General features: G+C 25.2%; 11 protein-coding genes and 1 tRNA gene. 8 read left to right on the plus strand and 4 right to left on the minus strand.

Features of this window, described 5'->3' with window-relative positions:
* Nucleotides 1-4: 4 nt before the first annotated feature.
* The 5 genes from H0H78_RS02770 to menD are packed head-to-tail and all read left to right on the plus strand — an operon-like array spanning nucleotide 5 to nucleotide 5,371.
* Nucleotides 5-1,396, plus strand: a complete 1,392-nt coding sequence (locus H0H78_RS02770; protein ID WP_185850959.1) for a type III PLP-dependent enzyme domain-containing protein — start codon at nucleotides 5-7, stop codon at nucleotides 1,394-1,396.
* Between the two features lie 6 nt (nucleotides 1,397-1,402).
* Nucleotides 1,403-2,263 carry an agmatinase gene (gene speB, locus H0H78_RS02775; RefSeq protein ID WP_185850960.1) on the plus strand — a complete coding sequence of 287 codons (861 nt, stop codon included), beginning with the start codon at nucleotides 1,403-1,405 and terminating at the stop codon, nucleotides 2,261-2,263.
* Nucleotides 2,260-2,964 (plus strand): (d)CMP kinase, encoded by a 705-nt coding sequence (gene cmk, locus H0H78_RS02780; protein WP_185850961.1) that lies wholly within the window; start codon nucleotides 2,260-2,262, stop codon nucleotides 2,962-2,964. The genes speB and cmk overlap by 4 nt, the downstream gene beginning before the upstream one ends.
* Complete coding sequence (gene fabG / locus H0H78_RS02785) at nucleotides 2,945-3,679, plus strand: 3-oxoacyl-[acyl-carrier-protein] reductase (RefSeq protein WP_185850962.1); 735 nt, start codon at nucleotides 2,945-2,947, stop codon at nucleotides 3,677-3,679. The genes cmk and fabG overlap by 20 nt, the downstream gene beginning before the upstream one ends.
* A gap of 12 nt (nucleotides 3,680-3,691) precedes the next feature.
* The gene (gene menD, locus H0H78_RS02790) at nucleotides 3,692-5,371 is read left to right on the plus strand and encodes a 2-succinyl-5-enolpyruvyl-6-hydroxy-3-cyclohexene-1-carboxylic-acid synthase (protein WP_185850963.1); all 1,680 of its coding nucleotides are present in this window, start codon (nucleotides 3,692-3,694) and stop codon (nucleotides 5,369-5,371) included.
* Here the strand turns inward: menD and H0H78_RS02795 are convergent.
* The 3 genes from H0H78_RS02795 to H0H78_RS02805 are packed head-to-tail and all read right to left on the minus strand — an operon-like array spanning nucleotide 5,354 to nucleotide 9,539.
* Nucleotides 5,354-5,902 (minus strand): SanA/YdcF family protein, encoded by a 549-nt coding sequence (locus H0H78_RS02795; RefSeq protein ID WP_185850964.1) that lies wholly within the window; start codon nucleotides 5,900-5,902, stop codon nucleotides 5,354-5,356. The genes menD and H0H78_RS02795 overlap by 18 nt on opposite strands.
* A 59-nt stretch (nucleotides 5,903-5,961) precedes the next feature.
* Nucleotides 5,962-9,261 carry a preprotein translocase subunit SecA gene (gene secA, locus H0H78_RS02800; RefSeq protein WP_185850965.1) on the minus strand — a complete coding sequence of 1,100 codons (3,300 nt, stop codon included), beginning with the start codon at nucleotides 9,259-9,261 and terminating at the stop codon, nucleotides 5,962-5,964.
* Between the two features lie 44 nt (nucleotides 9,262-9,305).
* Nucleotides 9,306-9,539: a DUF2795 domain-containing protein gene (locus H0H78_RS02805; protein ID WP_185850966.1), complete on the minus strand. Its 234-nt coding sequence runs from the start codon at nucleotides 9,537-9,539 to the stop codon at nucleotides 9,306-9,308.
* A gap of 103 nt (nucleotides 9,540-9,642) precedes the next feature.
* On the opposite strand from H0H78_RS02805, the gene fmt reads away from it, so the two are divergent.
* Together fmt and H0H78_RS02815 are read left to right on the plus strand one after the other, a co-directional pair.
* Nucleotides 9,643-10,605 (plus strand): methionyl-tRNA formyltransferase, encoded by a 963-nt coding sequence (gene fmt, locus H0H78_RS02810; protein WP_185850967.1) that lies wholly within the window; start codon nucleotides 9,643-9,645, stop codon nucleotides 10,603-10,605.
* A gap of 98 nt (nucleotides 10,606-10,703) precedes the next feature.
* The gene (locus tag H0H78_RS02815; protein ID WP_185850968.1) at nucleotides 10,704-10,970 is read left to right on the plus strand and encodes an HU family DNA-binding protein; all 267 of its coding nucleotides are present in this window, start codon (nucleotides 10,704-10,706) and stop codon (nucleotides 10,968-10,970) included.
* A 68-nt stretch (nucleotides 10,971-11,038) separates the two neighbouring features.
* Here H0H78_RS02815 and pdxH read toward each other — a convergent pair whose 3' ends face one another.
* Nucleotides 11,039-11,698, minus strand: coding sequence for a pyridoxamine 5'-phosphate oxidase (gene pdxH / locus H0H78_RS02820; protein WP_185850969.1), 660 nt, complete (start codon nucleotides 11,696-11,698; stop codon nucleotides 11,039-11,041).
* A gap of 111 nt (nucleotides 11,699-11,809) precedes the next feature.
* Between pdxH and H0H78_RS02825 the strand changes: the two genes are divergently transcribed.
* Nucleotides 11,810-11,883: transfer RNA gene (locus tag H0H78_RS02825), tRNA-Met, on the plus strand.
* Nucleotides 11,884-11,952: the final 69 nt, after the last annotated feature.

Genomic DNA, 11,952 nt, shown 5'->3' on the forward strand with positions numbered 1-11,952 from the left:
TTCTATGAAAATTCGTTATTATGATCTGATAGATCAAACTTTTGATTTCCCTACGGAAGAATTTAGAATTAAAAATAATTTTTTAGAATTTCATGGAATTCCATTAATGGATATTATACAAAAATATGGAACTCCGTTAAAATTTACTTATTTACCAAAAATATCTCAAAATATACAGAAAGCTAAAAAATGGTTTGAAAAAGCCATTTTTTCAAATCAATATAATAATAAATATACTTATTGTTATTGTACTAAAAGTTCTCATTTTTCTTTTGTATTGGAAGAAGCATTAAAAAATAATATTAGTATAGAAACTTCATATGCATATGATATAGAAATTGTTAAAAATCTTTATCAAAAAGGAAAAATGAATAAAAATGTTGAAGTGATTTGTAACGGATTCAAAACTCATAATTACATAGAAAATATATCAGAATTAATTAATAACGGTTTTTCTAATACCATTCCTATATTAGATAATTACGATGAACTAGAAAAATTGAATTTTTTTATACATTATCCTTTTAAATTAGGAATACGAATAGCATCTGAAGAAGAACCTAAATTTGAATTTTATACTTCTCGTTTAGGGATAGGATATAAGGATATTATTGTTTTTTACTTAAATAAAATAAAAAATAATCCAAAATTTGAACTCAAAATGCTTCATTTCTTTATTAACACTGGAATAAAAGACACCGCTTATTATTGGAACGAACTTTTTAAATGTTTACATATTTATGCTAAATTAAAAAATTTAGCACCTGAATTGGATATTTTAAATATAGGCGGAGGTTTTCCTATTAAAACATCTATGTCTTTTAAATACAATTATGAATATATGACAAATGAAATCGTTTATCAAATAAAAAAATTTTGTCAAGAAGAAAACATATCAGAACCTCATATATACACAGAATTTGGTGCTTACACAGTAGGAGAAAGTGGAGGCATTATTTATAAAATACTTAGTCAAAAAAAGCAAAATGATAGAGAAAAATGGAATATGATAGACAGTTCTTTTATGACTACACTTCCTGATACATGGGCAATTAGTCGTAGATTTATTATGATGGCAATTAATCGTTGGAACGATTCTTATGAAAGAGTTTTTTTAGGAGGTTTAACATGTGATAGTGACGACTACTACAATTCTGAGCAACATATGAATGCTATTTATCTTCCTTGTTTTCGTGAAGAAGCTCCACTTTACATTGGTTTTTTTAATACAGGAGCATACCAAGATACAATAAGCGGATATGGAGGAGTTCACCACTGTTTAATACCGCAACCTATTCATATTTTAATAGATTATAATGATCGAAAAAAATTAATATATAGAATATTTAGACATTCTCAGAGACCTAAAGAAATATTAAAAATATTGGGTTATTAATTGATGATGAAAAATCCAACTTTTGCAGGAATACCTGAAAAATACGCAATACTCGAAAAATCTAAAACTATACTTATTTTAGTTCCATATGATCATACAGTTACATGGAAAATAGGATCTAAAAATGGACCTGAAGCTTTTCTTTCAGCGTCCAGACATATGGAATTATATGATATAGAAACTGATTCGGAGGTATATAAAAGAGGTATTTTTATAGTTCCTTCTATTGTAAATTCTTCCATTTCTTCTGAAAAAATGATTAAAAAAGTTTACGAAACTGCAAAAAAATATCTATCAAAAGATAAGTTTGTAACTTTCATAGGAGGTGAACATTCTATATCCATAGGAGGAATTCAAGCTTTTGGAGAAAAATATACAAATATGAGTATCCTTCATATGGATGCGCATACAGATTTACGACCTATTTATAAGGGGTCTCCTTATAATCATGCTTGCTCTATGTATGAAGCTTCTAAAAAATACCCTCTAATACAAGTAGGAATTAGAAGTATGGATATTACAGAAAAAAAATACATACAAAATGGAAACATTTTTTATTATCATGAAATTTATCAAAATGAATTTTGGATGGAAGAAGCTATTCAAAAATTATCAAAAAATGTATTTATAAGCATAGACATAGATGTTTTTGATCCAAGTATAGCTCCTTCCACAGGAACTCCTGAACCAGGAGGTTTATCTTGGTATAAAACACTAAAATTCTTAAAAATGGTTTTTAACAAAAAAAGAGTTGTAGGATTTGATATTGTTGAACTTTTACCAAATGAAGAAGAATCTTCTACAGATTTTCTAGTTGTCAAACTTTATTATAAACTATTGTCGTATAAATACGAATTAAAAATATGAATAAAAAAATATCTATAGCTATAGATGGATTTTCTTCTTCTGGAAAGAGTAGTTTAGCTAAAAAACTTTCTAAAAAGTTAGGATATTCTTATATAGATACAGGAGCCATGTATAGATCTATTACTTTATTAGCTATTAGAAATAAAGTTTTTAATAGTGATTTATGGAATATTCAAAATTTTCTTCCTATATTAAAAAACATAAATCTTCAATTTAAATGGAATGAAATAACTAATCAAACAGAAATCTTTTTAAATGAAGAAAATATTCAATCTGAAATACGATCTGTAGAAGTATCGGATAAAGTAAGTTTTTTAGCTAGAATTCCAGAAATTCGTGAAAAATTAATGATTATACAAAAAAAATTTGTAAATCAAAAAGGAATTATAATGGAAGGAAGAGATATAGGATATAAAATTTTACCAAAATCAGAATTAAAAATTTTTATGAGAGGATCAATAGACGTTCGATCTTACAGAAGATATCAAGATTATCAAAAACAAGGAAAAAAAATATCCTATGAAAATGTAAAAAAAAACTTACTTTATAGAGACAATATGGATCTTTCTAGAAAAATTTCTCCACTTAAACAATCAATAAATTCTGTAGAAATAGACAATACTTATGAAAATATTGAAAAACAAATTAATTTCATATTAAAATTTTATAATAAAATCATGTATGAAACTCTTAAATGGTAAATTAGCAATAATAACAGGAGGTTCTGGTGATATAGGAAGATCAATAGTTAAAACATTTGTACAACATGGAGCATATGTCATATTTACTTTTTTTTCATCTAAAAAAAAAGCTAAACAATTAAGTGAAGAATTAGGAGGTAATGCAGAATCATATAAAATAAATCTACAGAATTTAGATGATTCTAAAATATTTATTCAAAGGATTGTAGATAAACATGGTCGTATTGATATACTAGTGAATAATGCCGGAATCATAAAAGATAATTTACTATTTAAAATGAATGAAAATGATTGGGATACGGTTATTAAAACTAATTTATATTCTATTTTTAATATGACTAAACATGTTATTCATCCTATGATGAAGATGAAAAAAGGAAGTATTATTAATATGAGTTCTATCATAGGAAAAATAGGAAACTATGGACAATCAAATTATGCTGCATCGAAAGCTGGTATTGTAGGATTCACTAAATCAATAGCTAAAGAATTAGGAAAAAGAAATATTCGTTGTAATGTTATTTCTCCTGGATATATAGATACTAGAATGAATTCTCTTCTTCACTATAAGATAAAAGAAAAATGGATCGAAGATATTCCTTTAAAAAGACCAGGAATTCCTCAAGATGTAGCAAATTGTTGTTTATTTCTTGCTTCTGATTTATCTAATTATATTACTGGTTCTGTTTTAAATGTTAATGGTGGATTAATTTGATTTTTATGAAAAATGTATTCTAAAAAAAAAATTGTCCAATCTCTAGGAGAAATTATGAGAGCTAAATCTATTTATCATGTAGTTATTTCTCCAGGTTCTAGAAATGCTCCAATTATCATTCATTTTACCCAAAACGTATCTTTCAAAACTTATAGTATTGTAGACGAACGTTGTGCTGGTTTTTTTGCTTTAGGAATAGCACAAAAAATAAAAAGACCAGTAGTTCTTAGTTCCACTTCTGGATCTGCTACAGTTAACTATTATCCTGCAGTGACAGAAGCTTTTTATCAAAATATTCCACTTATTTTTATAACAGCAGATCGTCCAAAAGAAATTATAGATGTTGGTGAAGGACAAACTATTCATCAAGAGAAAATTTTTCAAAATCATGTAGAAATATCTATTCAATTAACAGAAGATGAATCAAATTTAGGATTATGGTATAATAATAGGTTGATTAATGAATCAATTAATAGATGTATAGAGAAAAAAAAACCTATTCATATTAATATTCCATTTTCAGAGCCTCTTTATGAAACAACAAATTATTTAAATGTACAACCTAAAATTATCCATACTATAAAAAATCATTTAGAAAAACCTAAATATTATAAAAAAGAAAAATTCATATGGAATAAATCTAAAAAAAAGATGATTTTATTAGGTTTATATAAAGAAGACAAAAAATTGGAAAATATTTTAAAAAAAATTAGCACAGATCCTACTGTAGTGATATTTACTGAAACAACATCCCATATATCAGGAAAATTGTTTTTTTCATGCATAGATCAACTTATTTTCAATATGAGTGATACAGAATGGAATTCATTAAAACCTAATATATTATTAACTATTGGTGAAAATATTATTTCCAAAAAAATAAAATTTCTTTTACGAAAAAATCCTCCTTTATATCACTGGCATATTGGTGATTCTTTCGAAAAATATCCAGATACTTATTATAGATTGACTACTTATTGGAAAATAAAACCGGAAATATTTTTCCAAAAATTTTATAACAAAAAAAATTTATATTTATCAAATTATAGATATAAATGGGAAAATGTAAGAAAAAAAAGAAGAAAAAAAAACAATTTTTTTTTAAGAAAAGAAAAAAGTTTTTCAGATCTTAAAGTTCTATTTTCAATCTTCAAATCCATTCCTAATAATTCTATTTTACAGTTAGGTAATAGTACAATTATACGATATTATCAACTTTTTGATCAAAAAAAATATTCAATACAATCTTATTGCAATAGAGGTACTTCAGGAATAGAGGGAAGTGTTTCTACAGCTATTGGTTATTCCGTTAATAGTCAAAAAAGAGTAACTTTAATTATTGGAGATATAAGTTTTTATTACGATAGTAATGCTTTATGGAATAATTATATTCCAAATCATTTTAGAATTATACTAATAAATAATGGAGGAGGAAATATTTTTAGATTTCTTTTAGAAAATAAAATTCCTAAAAATATTCTCAATTTTTTCGAAACAAAACATTTTTTTACTGCAAAAAAAATATGTGAAATGCATAATTGGAATTATAATATAGTATCCAACCACTTTTCTTTAAAAAGGAGTTTGAATTTTTTTTGGAATAAAACTAAAAAACCTTCCCTTTTAGAAATTAATACTAAAAAATCTAATAACTCAAAAATATTCAAAAAATATTTATCCTATATTTCTTGACAATAAATAAATAAAAATATCCCATATAGCTTTAATTCTTGCTAGAATTTCTCTAAATTGTATTTTGTAATCAAAGGATAAACTTTTTGCATTAAAACCTATCACATCTAATCCTAAACAATTTCCAATAAAAACAGCTCTTTCATTATGAAATTTTTGAGAAATAATAGTAAATTTTTTTTGATGAAAAATTTTACCAACTCTTAATACAGAAAGTAAAGTACAAATTCCAGAAAAATCCTCGTATATAAAAGAGGATGGAATTCCTTTATTTATTAATTCCTTCTTCATCATTCTAGGTTCGTTATAATTCTTTTCTCTATTATCTCCACTAACAATAATATAACTTATTTTCTTACGATGAAAAAGAAAATAAGCTGCATCTATTCTATACTTAAAATAAGCATTTATTCCTCCTCCATATAAATATTTAGAAGTCCCCAAAACTACGCCAAATGTATTATATGGAATATTTTGAACATTATCATAGTTCTTTTTTATAGACCATAAACTCACACTAAAATAACACATCACTATGATAAAAACTGTAAAAAAAAATATACGTTTTATTTGTAATTAAAAAAATCGTATTAGTATATATCATCATTTATAACCCATTCTCCTTTTTCTAAAAAAAAATTCACCTGTTTAAATTTTATATTTTTAGTTTCTCCTGTAATTAAATGACGAATATTAATTCTATTATTTCTTCCTAATTTTTTTCCACTTTTTATTTTTACTTTCAGTAAATCAGAACTTATCATATTATCATTTGGAATACAAAAAACATCATCCTTTATCATTTCAGATTTTAGCAAAAAAGAGATAACATCTTTATTAATTTCATAGACTATTTCTTGAAATAAATTAAAAGCATTTTGCTTATAAACAATCAGAGGATCTTTTTGTTCAAAAACAGCATTTTGAACTGAATATCGTAAACTATCCATTTCACGTAAATGCTCTTTCCATTTGTCATCTAAAAAATACAATATAGTTTTTCTTTCAAATATTGATAATAATGAAAATCCACCACTATTATAAACATCCATTAAACTAGAGACAGAAACTATATTAATTTTTCCATCTGTAAACATTACTTGAATTTTATAATCTATATTATCTCCTTTTCCATTTATAATCTTTGAAGTAAGAGGAAAAATGTCTTTAGAAACTATTTTCTCTTTTTTTTTCACATATAAATCTATCAATAACTCATAAAGTTGATTGATAGAATCACGTTCTTTATATAAAAAAAAATCATTTTCTTTTATTGGAAATTCTATTCCAAAAACTTGATAAAATTCATATTCCAAATTTTTAAAATCATTAAAATATTTATTAACAAAAATCATATGATCTAATAAAACATAAATCATATTAGAAATATCTAAATTTAATCCTTCTCCATACAGAGCATTTCTTCGTTTTTTATAAATAAATACCCTTTGTTTATTGATCACATCGTCATAATCCAATAGACGTTTCCGCATACTAAAATTATTATCTTCTATTTTTTTTTGTGCTCTTTCTATAGATTTTGTTAATAAAGGGTGTTGAATAATATCACCTTCTTTGTGTCCAAATCGATCCATTAAATTAGATAATCTTTCTGAATCAATAAATAAACGCATTAAACTATCTTCTAGAGATACGTAAAATTGAGAACTTCCTGGATCCCCTTGACGTCCAGAACGTCCTCTTAATTGATTATCAACCCTTCTAGAATCATGTCTTTCAGTACCTAATACAGCTAAACCTCCATATTCAACGACTTCTTTTGATAATTTAATATCAGTACCTCTACCAGCCATATTGGTTGCTATAGTAACAGAACCTGGATATCCTGCTTTTTCTATAATTTCAGCTTCTTTATCGTGTAATTTAGCATTTAAAACATTATGTTCTATTTTCCTAAATTTTAAAGCTCTACTAAGAAACTCAGACACCTCTACAGAGGTCGTTCCAACAAGTATAGGCCTTTTTTCCTTTTTGGATAAAAAGATAATTTTTTCTATAAGTGAATTATATTTTTCTCGTTTTGTTTTAAATACAAAATCCTGTAAATCAATTCTTTTTATTGGTCTATGTGTAGGAATAACTACTACATCTAATTTGTAGATATGCCAAAATTCTCCGGATTCAGTTTCTGCTGTTCCGGTCATACCAGAAATTTTTTTATACATTCTGAAATAATTTTGTAAAGTAATAGTAGCAAAAGTTTGACTAGAAGATTCTATATTTACTTTTTCTTTAGCTTCTATTGCTTGATGGAGACCATCTGAATAACGCCTTCCTTCCATAATACGACCAGTTTGTTCGTCTACTATTTTAACTTTATTCTCTAAAACAACATAATCTACATCTCTTTCAAATAATGTATAAGCTTTAAGTAGTTGATTTATAGTGTGTATTCTTTGTGTTTTTGTAGTAAAATTTTTTAGAAGTTTTTCTTTTTTTTTGATTTCTATTTCTTTAGAAAAATTATTTTTTTCTAATTCAGTCATTTCCAAATTTATGTCAGGTAAAACGAAAAAATTTGGATCTTCTACATTTTTAGATAAAAATTCGAACCCTTTATCCGTTAATTCTACAGTATTATTCTTTTCATCAATCACGAAATAGAGATCCTTATCCACTTTATGCATCTCTCTTCCGTTATCTTGTAAATACTGACTTTCTACTTTTTGTAGTATTAAACGATTTTTATCCTCACTTAAAAATTTAATCAGGAATTTTTTTTTAGGTAAACCACGGTATACTTGAAGTAGTTTAAAACTACCTTTTTCTTTATCTTCAGATTTTATAAAATTTTTAGATTCTTGAAATAGTTTTGTAACTTTTATATGTTGTTTATTTACAATATTTTCCACTTTTTTTCTCAAAAGCTTAAATTCTTCTTTATTATCCTTATGAGGATCCACTGGACCTGAAATAATTAAAGGAGTACGAGCTTCATCTATTAATACAGAATCTATTTCATCTATAATAGCATAATTCAAATCTCTTTGAACTAATTCTGTTTTAGAACAAGCCATATTATCACGTAAATAATCAAAACCAAATTCATTATTTGTTCCATAAATAATATCCGCTTGATAAGCTTTTCTACGCATATATACATCAGAAGATAGATAATGATCTATACAGTCTACTGTCAATCCGTGAAATTCTATCAAAGGAGCCATCCAACTTGAATCTCTTTTTGATAAATAATTATTGACTGTAACAATGTGTACTCCTCTACCAGATAATGCATTTAAATAAGCAGATAAAGTAGCAACAAAAGTCTTTCCTTCTCCTGTAGCCATCTCTGCTATTTTTCCTTGATGTAAAACAACTCCACCCATTAATTGAACATTATAATGAACCATATCCCATGTGATCGGTTTTCCATACGCATCCCATTTATTATTCCAAATTGCCTTATCTTTTTTTAATAGAACATAAGGTTTTTTTCTCGATATTTTTTGATCAAAAATGGTGGATTTGACAATTAATTGTTTTTTTTCTTTAAAACGTTTAGCTGTTTCCTTGATTACAGCAAAAGCTTTTGATAAAAGATTTATTAAAATCTTTTGTTCTGTTTGATAACATTCTTCCTGTATTTTTTCTATTGTTGAATAAATTATCTCTAAAGATTTCACAGAAGAATATGATTTTTCTTTTATTTTTTTTAGAAAATATTTTTCTTCATCATAAAATTTTTTAGTAGAATTCATGATAAGATCTTTAAATTCCTTAGTTTTATTTCTTAACTCATCATCCGATAAAATCGATATATTTTTCTCTTCTTCTTTTATATGAATTACAAACTTTTTGATTTCATGAAGATCTTTTTCATTTTTATTCCAAAATATCTTTTTTAAGACAGTTCTAAAAAAACTCATCAATAAATAATATGATTGATTAAAATGTAAATATTTCTCACATATTAAAGTTCATATTCATCTCTATTCCAATAAAAATCTTCGTCATCACGTGGATAATCAGCCCATATATCTTCTATGGACTCAAAAACTTCTCCTTCTCCATTTTCTAATTTTTGAAGATTTTCTACTACTTCTAATGGAGCCCCAGTACGAATAGCAAAATCAATTAACTCTTCTTTTGTAGCTGGCCAAGGAGCGTCTTCTAAATGAGAGGCTAATTCTAAAGTCCAATACATATTATATTTTATTATGAATTAATTTTGACAATTAATGAACTTTTTTTTATAAAAGATAAAATTAGTGAATTTTAATTAAAATCAAACAAAACATAAATAAATTATGAAAAAGTTTCCTAAAATTGTATTCATAGGATCCTCATTTTTTTCTTTTTTTTCTTTAAAAGAATTATTTGATCAAGAATATAACATAATAGGAATAGTAACTTCTCCTGATAATATAAAAATTAAGGGTAAAAAAAAGAATTTATCCCCTATAAAAAAATATGCAATAAAAAATCGTATTCCTATATTACAACCAAAAAATTTAATAGATTCTTCTTTTTTTCAAGAAATAAAAAAATGGAACGCAGACATACAAATTGTTGTATCCTTTAAAATTTTGCCAAAAAAAATTTGGTCTTATCCAAAAATGGGGACTTTTAATTTACATGCTTCTCTTCTTCCACAGTATAAAGGTGCAGCTCCAATAAACTGGGCTATTATGAACGGAGAAAATAAAACAGGATTAACTACTTTTTTCATATCTAATCAAATAGATTCTGGTAATATCCTCTTACAAAAAGAAATTCAAATAAAAAAAGAAGATACAGCTGGAGATCTTGAAAAAAGATTGAAAAAAATTAGTGGCCCTATGATTATAAAAACATTGGAAGGAATTATTCAAAAAAAAATTAAGTCTATACCCCAAAATAAAACCAAATTTTCATTATTGAAAAATGCACCAAAAATATCAACAAAAGATTGCAAAATCTTTTGGAAAGAGTCATCTATAGATGATATTTATAATAAAATAAGAGGATTAAGTCCTTCTCCAACTGCGTGGACTTATTTATCTTATAATAACAATAAATTTGTCAGACTAAAAATTTTTTTTGTCAAAAAATTACGAGAAAAACATAACCATCCAATAGGATTAGTTTTTCTTTCTTCACAAGAAATGAAAGTTTCTGTTACAAATGGTTTTATATTTATTATGGAAGCACAAATAGAAGGAAGAAAAAAAATGAATATTAAAAACTTAATTAATGGAATTAAAATAAAAGAAAATCTATTTGTTCTATAAGACGAAGATTTTTATATTGAAAATCTCTTTTTTCCACAATAAATCTTTATATATTTGCTAAAATTAATAATTGATAACTTTATTATAATTTATATGTCATGAACAAAACAGAATTAGTTAATTCCATAGCGGAAAAAACTGGAATAACTAAAATAAAAGCTAAAAATGTAACAGATGCATTTATCGAAACAATTATTGAATCCCTAAAAAAAGGAGACAAAGTTTCCTTAATTGGATTTGGGACCTTTTCTGTTGTAAAAAGAAATCCTAGAAATGGGATAAATCCTAGAACAGGTAAAAAAATTTATATTCCAGGAAAAAAAGTTGCTAAATTCAAAATAGGAGCAGATTTAACAAATTTATAATATTTAAAAAAAAATATAGAAGGTAAAATAAAATTTTTACCTTCATTTTATTTTTCTTAATATAATTCTCATGGAGATAATCTGAACAAACTCCAATCATTCTTTTTTTCTAAAGAATAAACTATTCTATCATGAAGTCTATTTGGTTGTCCTTGCCAAAATTCCATTCTATATGGTTTAACAAGATATCCTCCCCAATCAAAAGGACGTTTTATTATATGTTTTTTAAAAAAAAAATACCATTTTTTATACTGAATTAATAAATATTTTTTAGATGGTATAATGCGACTTTGTTTAGATGCCCAAGATCCAATTTGATTCTCTATAGGTCTTTTATAAAAATATTTATCTGATTTATCTTTTGATATCTTTCTTACATTTCCTTTAATTAAAATTTGTCTTTCTGTATTAGGCCAATAAAAAGATATGCCAACTTTTGGCCTTTTTTGAATAGCTTGTCCCTTAATACTACGGTAATTTGTATAAAAAATAAAACCTTTTTCAGAATACATTTTTAATAAAACAATTCTGGTTTCTGGACCTCCATCTTCTCCTATAGTTGAAAGAGACATAGCATTATAATCTTCATATTTTTCTTTATTAGTGGAAATATTTTTTTCTTCTTGAAACCACTTATGAAAAAGTTCTAAAGGATTCATAGGGACCTCAGTTTCTATTAAGGAATTTTTTTTGTAGTCTTTTCTGTAATTACTTAAATCAAAAAACATAATATCAAAAAATTAACTAAGATTTTTTAGAAAAAAGATTAATTTTTATTCTTTCTATTCTTATCTTATATTTATTATATTAAATCATAATTTAATATTTTTATTAGGAAAGGCGTGATAGCTCAGTTGGTTAGAGCGTTGGATTCATAACCCAGAGGTCGGGGGTTCAACTCCCCCTCACGCTACTACTATAAAAACATACATTATTTTCATGAATTTATTTATTTTCTTTTTTAAAGAAAAAAAGGAATCAT

The organism is Blattabacterium cuenoti, assembly GCF_014251235.1.
Classification (GTDB): domain Bacteria; phylum Bacteroidota; class Bacteroidia; order Flavobacteriales; family Blattabacteriaceae; genus Blattabacterium; species Blattabacterium cuenoti_AF.

What these genes read in the sequence shown, in the direction of transcription:
- H0H78_RS02770 (WP_185850959.1), top strand. Translation starts at nt 5, where the DNA reads ATGAAAATTCGTTATTATGATCTGATAGATCAAACTTTTGATTTCCCT.
- speB (WP_185850960.1), top strand. Translation starts at nt 1,403, where the DNA reads ATGAAAAATCCAACTTTTGCAGGAATACCTGAAAAATACGCAATACTC.
- cmk (WP_185850961.1), top strand. Translation starts at nt 2,260, where the DNA reads ATGAATAAAAAAATATCTATAGCTATAGATGGATTTTCTTCTTCTGGA.
- fabG (WP_185850962.1), top strand. Translation starts at nt 2,945, where the DNA reads ATGAAACTCTTAAATGGTAAATTAGCAATAATAACAGGAGGTTCTGGT.
- menD (WP_185850963.1), top strand. Translation starts at nt 3,692, where the DNA reads ATGTATTCTAAAAAAAAAATTGTCCAATCTCTAGGAGAAATTATGAGA.
- H0H78_RS02795 (WP_185850964.1), bottom strand. Translation starts at nt 5,902, where the DNA reads ATGTGTTATTTTAGTGTGAGTTTATGGTCTATAAAAAAGAACTATGAT.
- secA (WP_185850965.1), bottom strand. Translation starts at nt 9,261, where the DNA reads ATGAGTTTTTTTAGAACTGTCTTAAAAAAGATATTTTGGAATAAAAAT.
- H0H78_RS02805 (WP_185850966.1), bottom strand. Translation starts at nt 9,539, where the DNA reads ATGTATTGGACTTTAGAATTAGCCTCTCATTTAGAAGACGCTCCTTGG.
- fmt (WP_185850967.1), top strand. Translation starts at nt 9,643, where the DNA reads ATGAAAAAGTTTCCTAAAATTGTATTCATAGGATCCTCATTTTTTTCT.
- H0H78_RS02815 (WP_185850968.1), top strand. Translation starts at nt 10,704, where the DNA reads ATGAACAAAACAGAATTAGTTAATTCCATAGCGGAAAAAACTGGAATA.
- pdxH (WP_185850969.1), bottom strand. Translation starts at nt 11,698, where the DNA reads ATGTTTTTTGATTTAAGTAATTACAGAAAAGACTACAAAAAAAATTCC.